The organism is Sphingobium sp. (assembly GCF_033795625.1).
Lineage (GTDB): Bacteria > Pseudomonadota > Alphaproteobacteria > Sphingomonadales > Sphingomonadaceae > Sphingobium.
Genome location: NZ_JARYGI010000032.1, coordinates 13202 through 30522, shown reverse-complemented (window position 1 = coordinate 30522; position 17321 = coordinate 13202). Strand labels below are relative to the sequence as shown.

Annotated in this window: 20 protein-coding genes; 17 read left to right on the top strand and 3 right to left on the bottom strand. The window is 64.6% G+C overall.

What is annotated here, in order from left to right; all coding sequences use genetic code 11:
* Positions 1–137: 137 nt before the first annotated feature.
* The 12 genes from QHC67_RS14455 (at position 138) to QHC67_RS14400 (ending at position 9736) form a co-directional block, all read left to right on the top strand.
* Positions 138–458 carry an AtpZ/AtpI family protein gene (locus tag QHC67_RS14455; RefSeq protein WP_319295364.1) on the top strand — a complete coding sequence of 107 codons (321 nt, stop codon included), beginning with the start codon at positions 138–140 and terminating at the stop codon, positions 456–458.
* A gap of 85 nt (positions 459–543) precedes the next feature.
* Entirely contained in the window at positions 544–1302 is a 759-nt protein-coding gene (locus tag QHC67_RS14450; RefSeq protein ID WP_319295382.1) for a F0F1 ATP synthase subunit A, read from the top strand.
* A gap of 44 nt (positions 1303–1346) precedes the next feature.
* Entirely contained in the window at positions 1347–1574 is a 228-nt protein-coding gene (locus QHC67_RS14445; RefSeq protein WP_104952836.1) for a F0F1 ATP synthase subunit C, read from the top strand.
* 72 nt (positions 1575–1646) lie between these two features.
* Positions 1647–2141, top strand: a complete 495-nt coding sequence (locus QHC67_RS14440; protein ID WP_319295363.1) for an ATPase — start codon at positions 1647–1649, stop codon at positions 2139–2141.
* Positions 2134–2724: a F0F1 ATP synthase subunit B gene (locus QHC67_RS14435; RefSeq protein WP_319295362.1), complete on the top strand. Its 591-nt coding sequence runs from the start codon at positions 2134–2136 to the stop codon at positions 2722–2724. Before QHC67_RS14440 ends, QHC67_RS14435 begins: the two co-directional genes overlap by 8 nt.
* 236 nt (positions 2725–2960) lie before the next feature.
* Complete coding sequence (gene uvrC, locus QHC67_RS14430) at positions 2961–4880, top strand: excinuclease ABC subunit UvrC (RefSeq protein ID WP_319295361.1); 1920 nt, start codon at positions 2961–2963, stop codon at positions 4878–4880.
* 26 nt (positions 4881–4906) lie between these two features.
* Entirely contained in the window at positions 4907–5641 is a 735-nt protein-coding gene (recO, locus tag QHC67_RS14425) for a DNA repair protein RecO (protein ID WP_319295360.1), read from the top strand.
* A 51-nt stretch (positions 5642–5692) separates the two neighbouring features.
* Complete coding sequence (gene leuB / locus QHC67_RS14420; protein WP_319295381.1) at positions 5693–6736, top strand: 3-isopropylmalate dehydrogenase; 1044 nt, start codon at positions 5693–5695, stop codon at positions 6734–6736.
* 25 nt (positions 6737–6761) lie between these two features.
* The gene (gene metZ / locus QHC67_RS14415) at positions 6762–7970 is read left to right on the top strand and encodes an O-succinylhomoserine sulfhydrylase (protein WP_319295359.1); all 1209 of its coding nucleotides are present in this window, start codon (positions 6762–6764) and stop codon (positions 7968–7970) included.
* A 31-nt stretch (positions 7971–8001) separates the two neighbouring features.
* Entirely contained in the window at positions 8002–8400 is a 399-nt protein-coding gene (apaG, locus tag QHC67_RS14410; protein ID WP_319295380.1) for a Co2+/Mg2+ efflux protein ApaG, read from the top strand.
* The gene (locus tag QHC67_RS14405; protein WP_319295358.1) at positions 8397–9203 is read left to right on the top strand and encodes a LysR family transcriptional regulator; all 807 of its coding nucleotides are present in this window, start codon (positions 8397–8399) and stop codon (positions 9201–9203) included. Before apaG ends, QHC67_RS14405 begins: the two co-directional genes overlap by 4 nt.
* Positions 9200–9736: a GNAT family N-acetyltransferase gene (locus tag QHC67_RS14400; RefSeq protein ID WP_319295357.1), complete on the top strand. Its 537-nt coding sequence runs from the start codon at positions 9200–9202 to the stop codon at positions 9734–9736. The genes QHC67_RS14405 and QHC67_RS14400 overlap by 4 nt, the downstream gene beginning before the upstream one ends.
* A 113-nt stretch (positions 9737–9849) precedes the next feature.
* Here the strand turns inward: QHC67_RS14400 and QHC67_RS14395 are convergent, their stop codons facing one another.
* Positions 9850–11628, bottom strand: coding sequence for an ABC-F family ATP-binding cassette domain-containing protein (locus QHC67_RS14395; RefSeq protein WP_319295356.1), 1779 nt, complete (start codon positions 11626–11628; stop codon positions 9850–9852).
* A gap of 162 nt (positions 11629–11790) precedes the next feature.
* On the opposite strand from QHC67_RS14395, the gene QHC67_RS14390 reads away from it, so the two are divergent.
* The 4 genes from QHC67_RS14390 (at position 11791) to QHC67_RS14375 (ending at position 14978) form a co-directional block, all read left to right on the top strand.
* On the top strand, positions 11791–12513 hold the full coding sequence (locus QHC67_RS14390; RefSeq protein WP_319295379.1) for an SIMPL domain-containing protein: 723 nt from the start codon (positions 11791–11793) through the stop codon (positions 12511–12513).
* A 79-nt stretch (positions 12514–12592) separates the two neighbouring features.
* Entirely contained in the window at positions 12593–12898 is a 306-nt protein-coding gene (locus tag QHC67_RS14385) for a hypothetical protein (protein ID WP_319295355.1), read from the top strand.
* 39 nt (positions 12899–12937) lie between these two features.
* The gene (locus QHC67_RS14380; RefSeq protein WP_319295354.1) at positions 12938–13603 is read left to right on the top strand and encodes a response regulator transcription factor; all 666 of its coding nucleotides are present in this window, start codon (positions 12938–12940) and stop codon (positions 13601–13603) included.
* Positions 13604–13670: 67 nt separating this feature from the next.
* A complete protein-coding gene (locus QHC67_RS14375; RefSeq protein WP_319295378.1) occupies positions 13671–14978 on the top strand; it encodes a HAMP domain-containing sensor histidine kinase in 1308 nt (435 codons plus the stop codon).
* Here the strand turns inward: QHC67_RS14375 and QHC67_RS14370 are convergent.
* Positions 14950–15876 carry a DMT family transporter gene (locus tag QHC67_RS14370; RefSeq protein WP_319295353.1) on the bottom strand — a complete coding sequence of 309 codons (927 nt, stop codon included), beginning with the start codon at positions 15874–15876 and terminating at the stop codon, positions 14950–14952. The genes QHC67_RS14375 and QHC67_RS14370 overlap by 29 nt on opposite strands.
* Positions 15876–16154 (bottom strand): chorismate mutase, encoded by a 279-nt coding sequence (locus QHC67_RS14365; protein WP_319295352.1) that lies wholly within the window; start codon positions 16152–16154, stop codon positions 15876–15878. The genes QHC67_RS14370 and QHC67_RS14365 overlap by 1 nt, the downstream gene beginning before the upstream one ends.
* A gap of 122 nt (positions 16155–16276) precedes the next feature.
* Here QHC67_RS14365 and QHC67_RS14360 point away from each other — a divergent pair, with 122 nt between their 5' ends.
* A complete protein-coding gene (locus QHC67_RS14360) occupies positions 16277–17302 on the top strand; it encodes a polyprenyl synthetase family protein (RefSeq protein WP_319295351.1) in 1026 nt (341 codons plus the stop codon).
* The last annotated feature ends 19 nt before the right edge of the window (positions 17303–17321 follow it).

Below are 17321 nucleotides of genomic sequence, written 5' to 3'. Positions count from 1 at the left end.
GCATATTGCTCCTGCTTTTGAACTACGGTTGACTTGAAGGAACACCCTTTCTAAACGGGCCGCGCCTTGACGGGTGCAGCGTCTGGCGTTCATGGCTTTCCTGTGCCGCTCATCATAGAGGCGGGCAGGAGGTTAGGATGACGGATACTGGACCCGTGGAAGACCCCGTCGGGGAAGACGCACGCATCACGTCGCTGCAACAGCGACTGGAGCGCGCCGAACGCGACGAGAAGGTCAGGATCGGCAGCACGAAACAGGAGCCAGACGATGGTAGTCGTCTTGGCAACCGGGTGTTGGCGGAACTGATCGGCGGTCTTGTCGGCGGTGCTGTGATCGGCTGGGTCTTGGACCGGCTGTTTGGTACTGCCCCTGTGCTCCTGCTGGTTTTCCTCTTCATGGGGATCATCGTAGCCTTCAGGAACATCATACGAATTTCGACGGAGCGTCCTAAGAAATAAGGGCGCTCTTGTCATAGTAGCACGGTCTTAGGACCAGTTAGGGTTTCAGGGGCTTCGCGTGGCACAATCCGGCAAAATCGACCCGATGCACCAGTTCGCGATCGAACCGCTGTTCGGTACCGATCACCTGGCAATCGGCGGTTTCAACATCGCTTTCACCAACAGCGCCCTCTACATGGTGGCCGCTGCGGTGGTGCTGTGGATCTTCATGATCGGCGGCATGAAGCGCGAACTGGTGCCGGGCCGCTGGCAGGCCGCGGTCGAGAGCATGACCGGCTTTGCCCGCAATCTGCTGATTTCGAATGTCGGGGAGGGCGGCAAGCCTTTCATTCCCTACGTCTTCTCGCTGTTCATGTTCATTCTGCTCGCCAACCTGCTGGGCCTGTTGCCGCTGGGCCTGTTCGGCCTGCACCCGTTCACGTTCACCAGCCATTTCACGGCAACCGGCGTGCTCGCGATCATGAGCTTCTCGATCGTTCTGATCGTCGGCTTCTGGAAGCATGGCTTCCACTTCTTCTCGCTGTTCGTGCCGCACGGTACGCCTGCGCTGATGGTGGTGCCGCTGTTCTTCATCGAACTCATCTCTTTCATGGTGCGCCCGTTCAGCCTCGGCCTACGACTGTTTGTCGCGATGACCGCGGGGCACGTCCTGCTCAAGGTGCTGGCCGGGTTCGTCATCAACAGCAGCAATGCAAGTGCGGGCCTCGGCCTGACGGTCGGTCTGTCCAGCTTCGTGCTGATGATCGGCATCAGCGCGCTGGAAATGCTGGTCGCGGTGATCCAGGCCTATGTGTTCGCGCTGCTGACCTCGGTCTACATCAACGACGCCGTCAATCTTCACTGATTTACCCAACGCTTATCTCAAGTTCTAAAGAAGGAGTTATCGACATGGACGCAGAAGCCGCAAAGCTGCTCGGTGCAGGCCTGGCCGCCATCGGTGCGGGCATCGCCGCCCTCGGTGTGGGCAACGTGTTCAGCTCGTTCCTGGAAGGCGCTCTGCGCAATCCGGGCGCCGCTGACAGCCAGCAGGGCCGCCTGTTCATCGGCTTCGCCGCTGCCGAACTTCTCGGCCTGCTGGCATTCGTTATCGCCATGATCCTGGTGTTCGTGGCCTGACAATAAAGTGATCGTCCGCTCCTCCGGCAGTTCCGGGGAAGCGGCCGGTCCGTTAGGTACTGCGGAGTCCCCATGCCTCAAATCGCGCAAATCGCCGAAACCTATTCCTCCCAGATCTTCTGGTTGCTGCTGACGTTCGGCTTCGTCTTCTTCGTCATCGGTCTCGGCATGGTGCCGAAGGTCGAGGCCGTAGTGGAAAAGCGCGACGAGAAGATCGGCGGCGATCTCGCCTCGGCAAAGGCGGCTTTCGCCCGCGCCGACGAGATCGAGGCGGACTATCGCAAGCGGGATGCGGACGCACGCGCCGCCGCCCAGCACATTCTTGCCGAAGCCAAGGCGGAGGGCGCTCGCGAAACCGAAGCCCGCGTCAAGGCGAGCGACGCTGCTCTGGCGGACAGGATCGCTGCCGCCGAAGCGGAAATCCGCGCCGCCAGTGTCTCGGCAATGACCGAAATCGAAGCCGTGGCCGTCGAGGCCGCGCAGGAAATGGTGGTCAAGGTATCCGGCGCACGGCCCGATCCCGAACTGGCCCGCCAGACAGTAAAGGCAGCACTGGTCCATGGCTGAGTCCGCCCCGCATCTCAATCAGGCCATTCACGAAGAAGGTCTGGAGCCGGTCGGCACCGTCGCCCATGAAGGCGTCGTGCCGCACACCGATCCGCAGGCGCTTGGCCTGGATGCCACGGCGTGGGTCAGTCTCGCCATGGCCGCCTTCATCGCGATCCTTCTGTGGAAGAAGGTCCCGGCGCTGATCACCCGCGGACTGGACGCGAAGATCGCCGCGATCCGCAACCAGCTTGACGAAGCCTCCAAGCTTCGCGCCGAAGCCGAAGCGCTGAAGGCCGAATATGAAGCCAAGCTGGCGGCCATCACCAGCGACGCTGAAACCATGCGCGCCCATGCGCAGGAAGAGTCCAAGCAGGTCATAGCCGACGCGCAGGCCAGCGCCGCCACGCTCGTCGCCCGCCGCCAGAAAATGGCCGAGGACAAGATCGCCGCCGCTGAACGCACCGCCATCGCCGACATCCGCGCCAAGGCCGTGCAGGCCGCAACCTCCGCAGCCGCGACCCTGATCGCCCAGGGCCACGACGCCAAGGCTGACGAGCGGATGGTGGACAGTGCGATCAGGGCGCTTGGTCCGGTCGTCTGAGCCAGCCGAACGGCTAATTCAATTCAGAGGCCGGGATCGCTCCCGGCCTTTTCGTTTGGTGATGCCTCACCTCCCGTTCGCCCTGAGCTTGTCGAAGGGTTGACCTGAACGAAGTGAAGGGGCTTCGCCTTCGTTCAGCAGGGCCCTTCGACAAGCTCAGGGCGAACGGCGGATAAGAATAGCCAGCGGCCCTTCTACACCTTTGCAACCGTCGCCCGCTGCCCTATCTCCGCACCATGTCCCGCCCCCAAGCCCCCGACCGTTTCAACGAAGAAAAAGCCAGCTACACTGTCCGCGGTTCCGACACGCCTGACATCGACGCCGGGGTCGAGGCGATCCGCAATGTCCTGAAAACCCTGCCCACGCGCCCCGGCGTCTATCGCATGCAGGATGCGCGCGGCGACGTGCTCTATGTCGGCAAGGCCCGCGCCCTCCGAAACCGCGTCACCAATTACACGCAGGTCGACCGCCTGCCGCGCCGTCTCCAGCGCATGGTCTCGCAGACTCGCTCGATGACCATCGTCACCACCAACAGCGAAGCCGAGGCGCTGCTGCTGGAGGCGCAACTCATCAAGCGGTTCCGCCCGCCCTACAATGTCCTGCTCCGCGACGACAAAAGTTTCCCCTTCATCCTCCTGCGCGAAGATCACGCCTTCCCGCGCATCCAGAAGCATCGCGGCGCGCGCAAGGCGCAGGGGCGCTATTATGGCCCGTTCGCCAGCGCCGGATCGGTCACGCGCACCATCAATGCGCTGCAAAAGCTGTTCCTCCTGCGCAGCTGCACCGACAGCTTCTTCGCCAATCGCTCGCGCCCTTGCCTGCTCTATCAGATCCGCCGCTGCTCGGCCCCCTGCGTCGACCGCATCGCCCCGGACGCCTATGCCGAACTGGTGCAGGACGCGCAGGATTTCCTCGGCGGCAAATCCACCAAGGTCCAGCAGAAGCTCGGCACGGCGATGCAGGCCGCGTCCGACGCAATGGACTTCGAGCAGGCCGCCGTCATCCGCGACCGGCTGAAAGCGCTGACCTTCATTCAGGGCAGCCAGGCGATCAACGCCGAAGGGCTGGGCGACGCCGACATCTTCGCGCTTGCGACGAAGAACGGCGCGATGTGCATCCAGGCCTTCTTCATCCGCGGCGGCCAGAACTGGGGTCACCGCAGCTTCTTCCCGATCCACACCGCCGAAGTCGAGGAAGCCGAAGTGCTGGGCAGCTTCATGGCGCAGTTCTACGAGGAAGTGCCGCCGCCCAAGCTGATCCTCGCGGACCGCCAGCCTGCCGACTGCGAACTCATCGCGCAGGCGCTGACCGAGCGTGCCGGCTCCCGCGTCCGCATCGAAATGCCCCAACGCGGCGACCGCACACGCCTCATCAAGCAGGCGCAGCGCAATGCCGTCGAGGCCCTCGACCGCCGCCTTGCCGAAACCACGACGCAGGCCAAGGTGCTGCGCGACATGACCGAAGCCTTCGGGCTGGAGGCCGTTCCCGAACGCATCGAAGTCTATGATAACAGCCACATTCAGGGAACCAATGCACTGGGCGCGATGATCGTCGCCGGGCCGGAGGGTTTCCGCAAGTCCGCCTATCGCAAGTTCAACATCAAGCGCCCGGAGACTGCCCCCGGCGACGACTTCGCGATGATGCGCGAAGTCTTCGAACGCCGCTTCGGCCGCGCCCAGCGTGAGGACCCGGACCGTGAGACCGGCGAATGGCCCGACCTCGTGCTGGTCGACGGCGGCAAGGGCCAGCTAAGCGCCACCAAATATGCGCTGGAGGAAATCGGCGTAGAGGACGTCACCCTGATCGGCATCGCCAAGGGGCCGCATCACGGCCGCGAGGGCCGCGAAGTCTTCCACCTGATGGACGGCCGTGAAATCACCTTTCCGGTCAACGACCCGGTGCTCTTCTACCTGCAGCGCCTGCGCGACGAAGCTCACCGCTTCGCCATCGGCGCGCATCGCGACAAGCGCAGCAAGGCGATCACCGTCAGTTCGCTCGATGAAGTCCCCGGCATCGGCCCCGCCCGCAAGAAGGCGCTGCTGATGCACTTCGGCACGGCGAAGGCGGTCAAGAGCGCCGCCCTGGAAGACTTGCGCAAGGCCCCCGGCGTTTCCAACGCGGTAGCTCAGCAGGTCTACGACTATTTCCATGGCTGATCCCCATCCAGGGTTGACGGGCTAGGGTGCCCCATCTCAGCACCCACGCCATAATCTGCGCCGTTCGCCCGCACGGCGAACATGGCGCCATAGTCCGTGCCATGACGCCCCGGAATGGCCTCGTCTCCGGCTATGTCCGTGGCGGCCGATCGCGCCAGATGCGGCCCATCCTGCAACCGGGCAACATCGTGCAGGCCGAATTCCGCGCCCGCACGCCCGATCAACTCGCCAGCCTCACCGTCGAGATGATCCACAGCCGCGCGCCGCTCCTCACCGAAGCGCTGCCCGCCGCCGCGATAGACTGGACCTGCGCCCTGACCGCCGCGGCCCTGCCGGAAGAAAACGACTACCCCGCGCTGCATCAGGCGCTGGACGGCATCCTGACCGCCATAGAGGCCGCCCCCGCCGCGCGCGGCTGGGCCGTCGCGCTCGTCCGCTATGAGTTGTTGCTGCTGACCGAACTGGGCTTCGGCCTCGACCTGGCGCAATGCGTCGTCACCGGAGCGCGCGACGATCTCACGCATGTCAGTCCCAAGAGCGCGGCCGCGGTCAGCAGCGCGGCCTCCGCCGGATATGAAGCGCGATTGCTGGCCCTGCCGCGCTTTTTGACCGCGGGCGGCCAAGCGGAATGGCCCGATATTCTCGACGGCCTGCGCCTGACAGGCCACTTCCTCGAACGCTCGATCCTGACCGACCGCCGCCGCGACATACTCGCCGCACGCGAGCGGCTAGTCGAACGCCTGAAAAGAGCGGTTGCGTGAGCCGCACGCTTCCTGCATTTGCGCCTCGACGAATGTAGGGGAGCGTTGAAAATGCTGGTTGCGCTGTTGCCGGGAGATGGGATCGGGCCGGAAGTCATCACCCAGGCGCGACGGGTGCTCGACGCGCTCGCCATCGACGGGCTGACCTATGAGGAGGCCCTTGTCGGCGGCGCGGCCTATAAAGCTGTCGGGCATCCTCTCCCACCCGAAACGCTGGATCTCGCCCGCCGTGCCGACGCGATCCTGTTCGGCGCAGTCGGCGATCCGGATTGCGACGCGCTGGAACGTCACCTCCGCCCGGAACAGGCGATTCTGGGCCTGCGCAAGGAATTGACGCTGTTCGCCAATCTCCGCCCCGCGAAGATGTTTCCCGAACTCGCCGACGCCTCCACTCTCCGCCCGGAGATCGCCGCGGCCATCGACCTGATGATCGTCCGCGAGCTCAACGGCGACGTCTATTTCGGCGAAAAGGGCATGCGCAAGACCGCCGAAGGCCAGCGCCAAGGCTACGACGTGATGTCCTATAGCGAGAGCGAAGTCCGCCGCATCGCCCATGTCGCCTTCCGCACGGCGCAGGCGAGAAGAGGCAAACTCTGCTCGGTCGACAAGGCGAACGTCCTCGAAACCTCGCAACTCTGGCGCGATGTGGTGATCGAGACTGCCGCAGAATATCCCGACGTGTCGCTCACGCACATGTATGTCGACAATGCCGCAATGCAGCTTGTCCGCGATCCCGGCCAGTTCGATGTCATCGTCACCGGCAACCTCTTCGGCGACATCCTCTCCGATCAGGCGAGCATGTGCGTCGGCTCCATCGGCATGCTGGCCTCCGCCTCGCTCGACAGCGATGGCAAGGGCCTCTACGAACCGATCCACGGCAGCGCCCCGGACATTGCGGGACAAAGCAAGGCCAATCCGCTGGCAACGGTCCTTTCCGCCGCGATGATGCTGCGCTATTCGCTTGGCCTGCCCGCACAGGCCGACAGGATCGAAGCGGCCGTGGCTAAGGCGCTGGCGGGTGGCGCGCGCGGCGCGGACCTTGGCGGCAGCATGTCTACGGTAGAGATCGGCGACGCGGTACTCGCCGCGCTTTGACCACAAAGGATACGGAACGGACGCCATGAAAAGGTTCAGCGGACAGGACCCCAAGATCACCGCCAATTGGCGCCCCGCGACGCTCGCCGTGCGCGGCGGCACGGCGCGTTCGGAGTTCGGGGAGACTTCCGAAGCCCTGTTCCTGACCTCGGGCTACAGCTACGATCGTGCCGAAGACGCCGCCGCGCGCTTCGCGGGCGACCAGCAGGGCATGACTTACAGCCGCCTGCAAAACCCCACGGTCGAGATGCTGGAAAAGCGCATCGCCCTGCTCGAAGGCTCCGAAGCCTGCCGCGCCACGACTACCGGCATGGCGGCAATGACGGCCGCGCTGCTGTGCCAGCTTTCGGCGGGCGATCATGTGGTCGCGGGCAAGGCGCTGTTCGGCTCCTGCCGCTGGCTCACCGACACTTTGCTGCCCAAGTTCGGTATCCAGACGACGACCGTGGACGCGCGCGACCTGTCCGCATGGGAAGCCGCCATTCGCCCGAACACGAAAGTTTTCTTCTTCGAAACCCCCGCCAACCCGACAATGGACGTCGTGGACCTTGCCGCCGTCTGCGGTCTAGCCAAGGCGCACGACATCGTCTCGGTCGTGGACAACGCCTTTGCCACACCGGCGCTCCAGCGGCCGATGGAGTTCGGCGCGGATGTCGTTGCCTATAGCGCGACCAAGATGATGGACGGGCAGGGCCGTGTCCTCGCCGGTGCGATCTGCGGGAGTCAGGACTTCATCATCAACACGCTGCTGCCCTTCCATCGCAACACTGGCCCGACGCTCAGCGCGTTCAATGCCTGGGTGGTGCTGAAGGGGCTGGAGACGCTCGACCTGCGCATCCGCCGCCAGAGCGAAAACGCGGTCGTGGTCGCGAACTTCCTCGAAAGCCGCGTTGAACGTGTGGTCTATCCCGGCATCCCCAGCCACCCGCAGCACGATCTCGCCATGCGTCAGATGGAGATGGCGGGGCCGATCTTCTCGCTCTACGTCGGCGGAGGCCGGGCGGAGGCGCATGGCCTGCTGAACGGCCTGCAACTCATCGACATCAGCAATAATATCGGCGATTCCCGCTCGCTGATGACGCATCCCGCCTCGACCACCCACTTCGGCATGGCCGAGGAAGCGCGGCTGGAAGTCGGCATTACCGAGGACATGCTGCGCATCAACATAGGTCTGGAAGACCCCGAAGACCTTATTGCGGACCTGGATCAGGCGCTGAAGTCGATTGGCCGTTGACTGTACGGTGCCGCTGGGCGATTTTGGCGGCGTGAAAGCCCTGTTCCCCTTCGCCTCGACCACGCGCGACATCACCGTGCGCGTCTCGGTCAGTTTCCTGCCGGAGCAGTCCGAGCCGGATCGCGGGCGGTGGTTCTGGGCCTATCATATCCGGATCGAGAATGAGGGCCGCGAACCGATCCAGCTGCTCGCTCGCCGCTGGCTCATCACCGATGGACGCGGCGCGCAGCATCATGTCGAGGGCGAGGGCGTGGTCGGCGAACAGCCGGTTCTGCATCCCGGAAAGTCCTATGACTACGTGTCGGGTTGCCCCCTTCAAACCCCGACCGGCGCAATGAAGGGCAGCTATCATATGGTCGGCGCAAGCGGCGAGACCTTCGATATCGCGATACCCGAATTCCCGCTGATCGCGCCTGCTATCGCCGAATGAAACGCACGCACCTGCCCCTGAATGGCCTGCGCGTGCTGGATGCCGCCGCGCGGCACCTGAGCTTCACGCGCGCCGCCGACGAGCTTGCGGTGACGCCTGCCGCCGTGGGCCAGCAGATTCGCGCGCTGGAAGATATGCTGGGCGTCGTCCTTTTCCGCCGCACGCCCAAGGGCCTCGAACTGACGCCGGAAACCGAAGCCGGGTTGGACGCGCTACGTTCGGGATTCCTGATGTTCGAGGAATCGGTGCGGGCGATGCAGGTCGGGCAGTCCAGCCTCTCGCTCACCATCGCCGCGCCCCGCGACATCACCGCCAAATGGCTACAGGGGCAACTTGCCCGCTACGCCCAGGATCAGCCGGACCTGCATTTCTCGATAGTCGCCGCTGACGATGTGCTGGATTTCACCGAAGCCAATCTCGACCTCGCGTTACGCCTGACGGACGGCCCCGGCGACCATGAAGGCGTCCGCATCGGCAGCCCTGCCTTCGTCGTCGTGGAGGCGCCGCAGGGCGGCCCCGACCGCTCCATCGGCTGGACCGGCTCGCCGGATGCAGGGGAGGGCGACCCGTTCATGCACGTCGCCGATGCGGGCCTTGCCATAGAGGCCGCTGCGAACGGCTTCGGTCGCGCGACCGTCCCTCTGCTCCTCGCCACCCGCGACATCGCCGAGGGCCGGGTGCGTCAAATCGGCGAATCCGTCGACTCCGCGCGCAGCTACTGGCTCGTCGCGCCGCTCCCGCAATGGCGGCAGAAGAAAGTAAAGGCGCTGGTCGAAGCACTGAAGGGCAGCGAGGCGTCATGATCGCACCGGAGCGTCTGGCCACCGATCGGTTGACGCTCCGTCCGCTGCTGCCCACCGATGCCGAGGCGCTGTTCCCCGCATTTTCCGACCCGGAACTGATGACCTGGTGGTCCAGCGGCCCTCATGCCACGGTTGAGGAAACCCGTGCCTATATCGCGCCGGATGGCGGTTATGGCGACGAATGGCTTGCCTGGGCGATAACGCTGAGCGACAAGGAGGCCATGGGTCGCGTCGGCGCGGGAATGCGTCGGCCCGGCGTGTGGGAAATCGGCTATCTCCTGCGCCGCGATCTTTGGGGCAAGGGCTTCGCGCGGGAAGCCGTTGGTGCCGTGGTCGATCATCTTTTCGCAGACAAGGCGGCGCGCCGCGTCTTCGCGGATGTCGATCCGGATAACGTCCTCTCCATCGGATTGCTGCGGCGGCTGGGGTTCAAGGAGGAGGGACGGCTAAGGGGCGAATGGAAAACGCACCTTGGGGTCCGCGACAGCCTGATCTTCGGCCTGCTCCGCGACGAATGGAATGGCGCGCGGTAAGGACTGCTCGCTCTAATCCGTTCGCCCTGAGCGAAGTGAAGGTGCTTCGCCTGCGCTCAGCAAAACCCTTCGACTTCGCTCAGGGCGAACGGGACGAGGCGTAGGCGCTAAACCTACCCCCCAACCTTCTCCGCCAATTCCAGCCAGCGCTCCTCCGCAGCGTCCTTCTCCGCTCGCGCCAGATCGATCGCCTTGGTCAAAGCCGCGAACTTCTCAGGGTTCTTCACATAGAGAGCCGGGTCCGCCAGCACTGCCTCGTCCCGCGCGATCGCCGCCTCGATCTCCTCGATCCGCCGGGGCAGCAGTTCATAATCCCGCTGATCCTTATACGTCAGCTTCACCGCTTTAGGCGCAGGCGCGGCAACCGGAGCAGGGGCCTCCGCCTTCCTGGCAACCTTTGGCGCCGTCCGCGCCTTGCGCTGCTTCACCCAGTCCTGATAGCCGCCCACCACGATGTCGATGTCGCCCGAGCCATCCAGCCCCAGCGTCATCGTCACGGTCTTGTCCAGGAAGTCGCGGTCATGGCTGACGATCAGCACCGTGCCGTCATAATCGGCGATGACTTCCTGCAACAGGTCCATCGTCTCCAGGTCAAGGTCGTTGGTCGGTTCGTCCAGCACCAGCAGGTTCGATTCCCGCGCAAACTCCCGCGCCAGCAGCAACCGTGACCGCTCGCCGCCCGAGAGCGTGCCCACCTTCGCCTCCGCCAGCGAGGGGTCGAACAGAAACTCCTTCAGATAGCCATGCACATGCTTGCGCACCCCGCGCACGTCGATCCAGTCCCCGCCCTCCGCCAGCACTTCGCGTACGCGCTTTTCCGGCGCCATCAGACTACGCTGCTGGTCGATGAAGATCATGTCCAGCGTCTTGGAAAGCGTCACCGTCCCGCTGTCCGGCTCGATCTCGCCCGTCAGCAGCTTGAGCAGCGTCGTCTTGCCCGCGCCATTGCCGCCGACGATGCCGATCCGGTCGCCGCGCTGGATGCGGATGCTGAAATCGCGGATAATCTCCCGGTCCCCGAACGTCTTCGTCGCATGCGCCGTAGTGATGACGCTCTTGGTCTTGCTGCCATCGCTCGCCATCGCCAGCTTCGCGATGCCCTGCGGCCCGACCATCGCCGCCCGCTGCTCGCGCATCTCGTAGAGCTTGGACAAGCGCCCCTGATTGCGCTTGCGCCGCGCCGTCACGCCGCGCTCCAGCCAGTGCGCTTCGATCTTCAGCTTCGCGTCCAGCTTGTCGGCCGCGCGCGCTTCCTCGGCATAGACTTGCTCCATCCATGCGTCGAACCCGCCGAAGCCGATCTCCGCCCGCCGGATGCTGCCCCGGTCGAGCCACAATGTCTGCTTCGTCAGCCGCGTCAGGAACGTCCGGTCATGGCTGATCACCACGAACGCGCCATTATAGCGGTTGAGCCAACTCTCCAGCCAGTCGATCGCGGCGATGTCCAGATGGTTGGTCGGCTCGTCCAGCAACAGCAAGTCCGGCTCGCTCGCCAGGGCGCGGCAGATCGCCGCCCGCCGCCGCTCGCCACCGCTAGCCGTAGCGGCTTCGCGCGACAGATCGACGCCAAGCTGATCGGCAATCGCCTCCACCTCATGCGGCGCAGGCGCGCGCTCGCCCGATAAGGCGAAATCGTGCAGCGTTGCAAAGGCGCTGACATCGGGGTCCTGCTCCAGCATCACGACATGCGTGCCCGGCACGATGGAGCGTATCCCCTGATCCGCCTCGATGCTGCCCGCCAGCAGCTTCAGCAGCGTCGTCTTCCCCGCGCCGTTGCGCCCGATCAGCGCCAGCCGGTCGCGCTGCCCGACCTGAATGTCGAGCCCCTTGAACAGCCAGCCGCTGCCCTGATTGAGCCCAAGATTTTCGAAACTGAGTATAGGTGCCGCCATGCCGGTGCAGCTAGGCGCTGGATGGGCGCGAAGCAAGAGGGGCAGGGCCGCTCATCCTCCGTTCAGCCGCCGTGCCGCTAGATGGTTTCGGAACCGCTACGATGATCGAGGCGTTGGCGGGGTCGATTGACTGGAGACGATATGATGAAGCTTGCCGCCCTGATGCTCCCCGCGCTCCTGCTCCCCGCGCTCCTGCTGCCCGCGACCGTGCAGGCGCAAACGCAGGTGACGCTTGCCGAAACCGCGCCGGTGGTGACGCTCAATGTCACGGAGAGCGTCCAGGCTGCGCCCGACATCGCCACGGTGAGCACCGGCGTCGAAACCCGCGCGCCCACCGCCAGGCAGGCGATGGCCGACAATGCGACGAAGATGGACGGCCTGATCGCGGCGCTCAGCAAGGTAGGCATCGCCAAGAAGGACATCCAGACCAGCGGCATTCGCCTCAACGCGCAATATGACTACAGCGCCGGTAGCAACGGCACGCCATCGCCGCCCAGGTTCCTTGGCTATGAAGCTGCAAACCAGCTCAGCGTGACGCTGCGCGACGTAGCCAAGGTCGGCGATTTGCTCGACCGCATGGTGGCGGCGGGCGCGACGAGCATCAACGGGCCGACCTTCTCCATCGACAATCCTGCGCCGCTGCTGGTGCAGGCGCGTGGCACGGCGTTGAAGACGGCCAAGTCGCAGGCGGACTTCTATGCGCAGCAGGCTGGATTCCGGTCCGCCCGTCTGGTGTCGATCAGTGAAAGCAACAGCGGTGGCATGCCGCCTATGCCGATGATGGTGCAGCGGATGAGTGCGGACACGGCGAAATCCACGCCAGTAGAACCGGGACAGGTCTCCAGTTCCGTTACGCTGACCGTGCAATATGCGCTGGAACGCTAGAGATTCCCGCGCCGTGCAAGCGCACCGGCCCTATTCACCACCTGTTCAATGCCGGTGCACTATGCCATGACCTATGCCGATGTTCGCCAAGCCCCTGATTTCTCTCGCACTCGCCGCGACTGCCTTTCTCGGGCTGAGCGCCGCGCCCGCACAGGGGCGCCGCGACGAGCAGGATGCGGCCCGGCGTGCCATGCTCGAAGGACAGGTCATGCCCTTCTCGATCATCAAGCGCCGCGTCGAGGCGGAGATGAACGACGCGACCTATCTCGGGTCGGAATTCAGTCCCTCCACCAATCGCTACCGCCTGAAATATGTGAAGGACGGCAAGGTCGTGTGGGTGGACGTGGACGGCAGGACCGGCGATATTATCGGCTGGGCGCGCTGACGCCCGACTGCCTGCGCAACGGAAGAGAAAAGGGCCACTATGCGTCTGTTGATCGTTGAAGATGAGCCTAGCCTCGGCCAGCAACTCAAGAACACGCTGGAAGGCGCGGGCTATGCCGTCGATCTCGCCACCGATGGCGAAGACGGGCATTTTCTGGGCTCCACCGAAGCCTATGACGCCGTGGTGCTGGACCTGGGCCTGCCGGAAATCGACGGGCTGACGGTCCTCGACCGCTGGCGCAAGGACGGCAAGACATTCCCCGTTCTGGTCCTCACCGCCCGCGACAGCTGGTCGGACAAGGTTGCCGGCCTCGACGCAGGCGCAGACGATTACCTCGCCAAGCCGTTCCAGAGCGAGGAACTGATCGCCCGCCTTCGCGCCCTGATCCGCCGCGCATCGGGCAATGCGTCCAGCGAACTGATCGCGGGCGACGTGCGCCTCGACACCCGCTCGGGCAAGGTCACGTTGAATGGCGAGCCGGTCAAGCTGACCGCGCAAGAGTACAAGCTGCTATCCTACCTGCTGCACCACAAGGGCAAGGTCGTCAGCCGCACCGAGCTGATCGAGCATATCTACGATCAGGATTTCGATCGCGATTCGAACACCATCGAAGTCTTCGTCACGCGCATCCGCAAGAAACTGGGCGCGGACGTGATCACCACCATCCGCGGCCTCGGCTACAGCCTGGACGAGCCGGTCGGCTGATCGCCGATCCGTGGCAACCTCCGCAGATCTGAAGGCGACGCGCTCCACGGGATCGCTCAGCCGGCGCATCATCGGCATCGCGTCGCTGTGGATCTCGGTGCTGCTGCTGGGCGGCGGCGTTGCGCTGGACCGGGTGCTGGCCGACGCCGTCACCCGCAATTTCGACGATGGCCTGAACTATGTCCTGACGGCGATGATCGCCTCGGCAGAATTGGGGCCGGACGGCGAAGTCCTGTTCAATCGCCCGCTCGCCGACCAGCGATTCCTGGAGCCCAATAGCGGCCTTTATTACCAGATCAGCGCGCCGGGCCGGGAAGACTGGCGCTCCCGCTCGCTTTGGGATCGCGCACTCAAGGTCGATACCGCGCATCGCGACCGCGAATCCCACGCCTATGACAGCAGGCAATTTCCCGGCGAGGACCTTCGCGTGATGGAAAGGTCGGTGGTTCTGCCGGGATCGGACGTGCGATGGATGTTCATAGTCGCCCAGGCGCGGTCGGGCCTGGACGATCAGATCGAGGCGCTACGCTCCACCCTGATAAAGAGCTTCGCATTACTCGGATTGGGCCTGATCGTCATGGTGGCGTTGCAGACCTTCTATGGATTACGGCCGCTGCGCCGGGTGCGGCTGGAGATCGCCGCGATGCGGGCCGGGGAGAAAAGCCGGGTCACGGCCGCTATGCCGGCCGAGTTGCAGCCGATGGTCGACGAACTGAACGCACTGCTCGCGCATAACGAGCGACAGGCGGAAGAAGCGCGGACTCACGCCGGGAATCTCGCCCATGCGCTGAAGACGCCGCTGACGGTCATCATGAACGCTGCGACGGCCAAGGCGCCGGACCTTGGCGACGCCGTGATACGCGAAGCCACGACGATGCGGCGGCAAGTCGACCATCACCTTGCCCGCGCCCGCGCCGTGGGTCGGCGCGGCTCCGCGCAAAGCCGCGCCGAGGTCTGGGCCAGCCTTCAGGCGGTCGAGCGCGCGGTTGCCCGTCTCTACCCTTATGTCCGCATCGACATGGATGGCGACAAGACCGCCGCCGTGCGCGTCGAGCGACAGGACCTCGACGAACTGCTCGGCAATCTGTTGGAGAACGCGGCCAAATATGGCGGCGGCAGCGTTTTTGCGACCGTCACCCGCACCGGAGAATCAGTCGACATCATCGTCGAGGACGACGGCCGGGGCATTGCCGAAGAGGATCGGGAACGCATCTTCGACCGCGGCGTACGGCTCGATTCGGGCAAGCCTGGAACGGGTCTCGGCCTGGCGATCGTTCGCGATGTGGCGGAGATCTATGGCGGCACCGTCGCGCTGGAGGAGAGCGAGGACCTTGGCGGCGCTCTCGTCAGGCTACAGCTTCCGGCGGCCGCCTAGTCGCCCGAGCGAACCAGATGATGCCGAAGAGGATCATCGCCATTCCGACAAGGTGATAGGTCACAAGCCGCTCTCCCAGCAGCAACACGGCCAGGAGCGCGCCGACAAGAGGCATCGCATTGATGAACTGCCCTCCCACGGCCGCGCCGACCAGGGACACGCCCCCCACATAGCAGACATAAGCGACCACCGAAGGCAGCAATGCGACGTACAGGATCGCGCCCACCGCGGCCGGCGACCACAGGATGCGCGCGCCCCGCGCCAGCTCCAGCACGGTCAAAGGCACTACGCAAGCGACGCCGATCAGGAAGGTGACGGCAAGGAAAGTCAGCGGGTGCGTCTGCGGACGCTCTGGCAGCAGCAGCGTATATGCCGCCCACGATACTGACGCGATCAGCACCAGAATATCGCCGAAATTCATCGTCATGTGGAGCAGCGTATAGATGCTGCCCTGCGCCACCACCATGATCACGCCCGCGAAAGACAGCGCCGTTGCCAAGAGCCGCGACAGCGTCGTCCGCTCCCCCCGCCATAGCCATGCCATCAGCAATATGATCGGCGGCATCGATGCCTGGATCAGCAGCGCATTGCTGGCAGTCGTGTAATGCACGCCCAGATAAAGCAGCGTGTTGAACGCGGCGACGCCGAGCAATCCCAATGCGAGCACCATTCGCCAGTGCGCCCGCAGCACTGGCATGTCCCGCACGATCGGCCGACACGCAAAGGGCATCACCAGAATACTGGCTCCGACCCAGCGAAAGGCGGTCAGCGTCATCGGCGGTATGCTGTCTCGCACCGCGCGCGCCACGATGCTGTTGCCCGCCCAGAACAGGATCGTCAGCGAAAGCAGCAGATAGGGCCGGTTCCAAAGCCGCGTCGCGAAATCGCGCAATGCCATCACTGGTCGCGGGCGCGCTCATGATGGCGGATCACTTCGTCGATGATGAAGCGCAGGAACTTCTCGGTGAAATCCGGGTCGAGATTGGCGTCAGTGGCCAATTGCCGCAATCGCGCGATCTGGCTCTCTTCGCGTCCCGGATCGGCAGGCGGCAGGCTGTGGCGGGCCTTGTGCTCGCCCACGGCCTGCGTAACCTTGAACCGCTCGGCCAGCATGAACACCAACGCTGCGTCGATATTGTCGATGCTTTGCCGATAACGTCGAAGCGTGTCGTCCATCCGGGGCCTCCTCAAGTTGACGCGCTTTTTGCCGTATCGGTGCCGCAAGGCAAGCCAAAGGTCCACTATCGCACCATTTAGGAGTTGCCTAATCGATTGCGGATCGCCACTTACGCCCTGTCATGACCGCAACGACCTCCGGAAATGTAGTACGCCTTGGCCGCAGCAGCGGGCCATCGCTGGACCCGATGATGGCGTTGGTCGCGGGCGGCATGAACAGCGTCAACAGCGTGATCCTGGACCGGATGCAGTCGCGCATCCCACTGATCCCTGAGCTTGCGGGGCATCTGATCGCGGGAGGGGGCAAGCGGATGCGCCCCATGCTGACGCTCGCCTGCGCCGAGTTGCTGCAGTACCCCGGCAATCGGCATTACAAACTGGCCGCCGCCGTGGAGTTCATTCACACCGCGACCCTGCTGCATGACGATGTGGTGGACGGATCGGGCCTGCGCCGGGGGCGCCGTACCGCCAATATCATCTGGGGCAACAGCGCCAGCGTACTTGTCGGCGATTTCCTCTTCAGTCGCTCGTTCGAGCTGATGGTCGAGGATGGCTCGCTCAAGGTCCTCAAGATCCTCGCCAATGCTTCCGCCGTCATTGCGGAGGGCGAAGTCAGCCAACTGACCGCGCAGCGCCGGATCGACACCGACGAGGAACATTATCTCGACATCATCGGCGCTAAGACCGCAGCCCTGTTCGCCGCCGCCTGCCGCATCGCCGCCGTGGTGGCGGAGCGTGACGACGCGCAGGAGCAGGCGCTCGACGCTTATGGCCGCAATCTGGGCATTGCGTTCCAGCTGGTGGACGACGCCATCGACTATGAATCGGACGGCGCGACCATGGGAAAGGATGCGGGCGACGATTTCCGCGACGGCAAGGTCACGCTGCCGGTGATCCTGGCCTATGCGCGCGGCGACGCAGAATCGCGCGAGTTCTGGAAGGCCGCCATTGCCGGGCACCGGACATCCGACGACGATCTCGCTCATGCCACACGCCTGCTGCGCGAGACGGGCGCGATAGCCGACACCATGGCCCGCGCCCGCCACTACGGTCAGCGCGCCATCGACGCGCTGGGCACCTTCGCAAACGGACAGGCGAAGGCGGCGCTCACCGAGGCGGTAGAATTCGCGATTGCGCGGGCATATTGATGCGTCCTGCCTCTCCTGC

Excerpts from the sequence above, each read along its gene's own strand:
- leuB (WP_319295381.1), top strand. The coding sequence starts at position 5,693 with ATGCTGGTTGCGCTGTTGCCGGGAGATGGGATCGGGCCGGAAGTCATC.
- QHC67_RS14450 (WP_319295382.1), top strand. The coding sequence starts at position 544 with ATGCACCAGTTCGCGATCGAACCGCTGTTCGGTACCGATCACCTGGCA.
- QHC67_RS14365 (WP_319295352.1), bottom strand. The coding sequence starts at position 16,154 with ATGGACGACACGCTTCGACGTTATCGGCAAAGCATCGACAATATCGAC.
- QHC67_RS14435 (WP_319295362.1), top strand. The coding sequence starts at position 2,134 with ATGGCTGAGTCCGCCCCGCATCTCAATCAGGCCATTCACGAAGAAGGT.
- QHC67_RS14385 (WP_319295355.1), top strand. The coding sequence starts at position 12,593 with ATGTTCGCCAAGCCCCTGATTTCTCTCGCACTCGCCGCGACTGCCTTT.
- QHC67_RS14380 (WP_319295354.1), top strand. The coding sequence starts at position 12,938 with ATGCGTCTGTTGATCGTTGAAGATGAGCCTAGCCTCGGCCAGCAACTC.
- QHC67_RS14390 (WP_319295379.1), top strand. The coding sequence starts at position 11,791 with ATGCTCCCCGCGCTCCTGCTCCCCGCGCTCCTGCTGCCCGCGACCGTG.
- QHC67_RS14455 (WP_319295364.1), top strand. The coding sequence starts at position 138 with ATGACGGATACTGGACCCGTGGAAGACCCCGTCGGGGAAGACGCACGC.
- QHC67_RS14370 (WP_319295353.1), bottom strand. The coding sequence starts at position 15,876 with ATGGCATTGCGCGATTTCGCGACGCGGCTTTGGAACCGGCCCTATCTG.
- QHC67_RS14360 (WP_319295351.1), top strand. The coding sequence starts at position 16,277 with ATGACCGCAACGACCTCCGGAAATGTAGTACGCCTTGGCCGCAGCAGC.
- QHC67_RS14400 (WP_319295357.1), top strand. The coding sequence starts at position 9,200 with ATGATCGCACCGGAGCGTCTGGCCACCGATCGGTTGACGCTCCGTCCG.
- QHC67_RS14395 (WP_319295356.1), bottom strand. The coding sequence starts at position 11,628 with ATGGCGGCACCTATACTCAGTTTCGAAAATCTTGGGCTCAATCAGGGC.
- QHC67_RS14405 (WP_319295358.1), top strand. The coding sequence starts at position 8,397 with ATGAAACGCACGCACCTGCCCCTGAATGGCCTGCGCGTGCTGGATGCC.
- uvrC (WP_319295361.1), top strand. The coding sequence starts at position 2,961 with ATGTCCCGCCCCCAAGCCCCCGACCGTTTCAACGAAGAAAAAGCCAGC.
- QHC67_RS14445 (WP_104952836.1), top strand. The coding sequence starts at position 1,347 with ATGGACGCAGAAGCCGCAAAGCTGCTCGGTGCAGGCCTGGCCGCCATC.
- QHC67_RS14440 (WP_319295363.1), top strand. The coding sequence starts at position 1,647 with ATGCCTCAAATCGCGCAAATCGCCGAAACCTATTCCTCCCAGATCTTC.
- metZ (WP_319295359.1), top strand. The coding sequence starts at position 6,762 with ATGAAAAGGTTCAGCGGACAGGACCCCAAGATCACCGCCAATTGGCGC.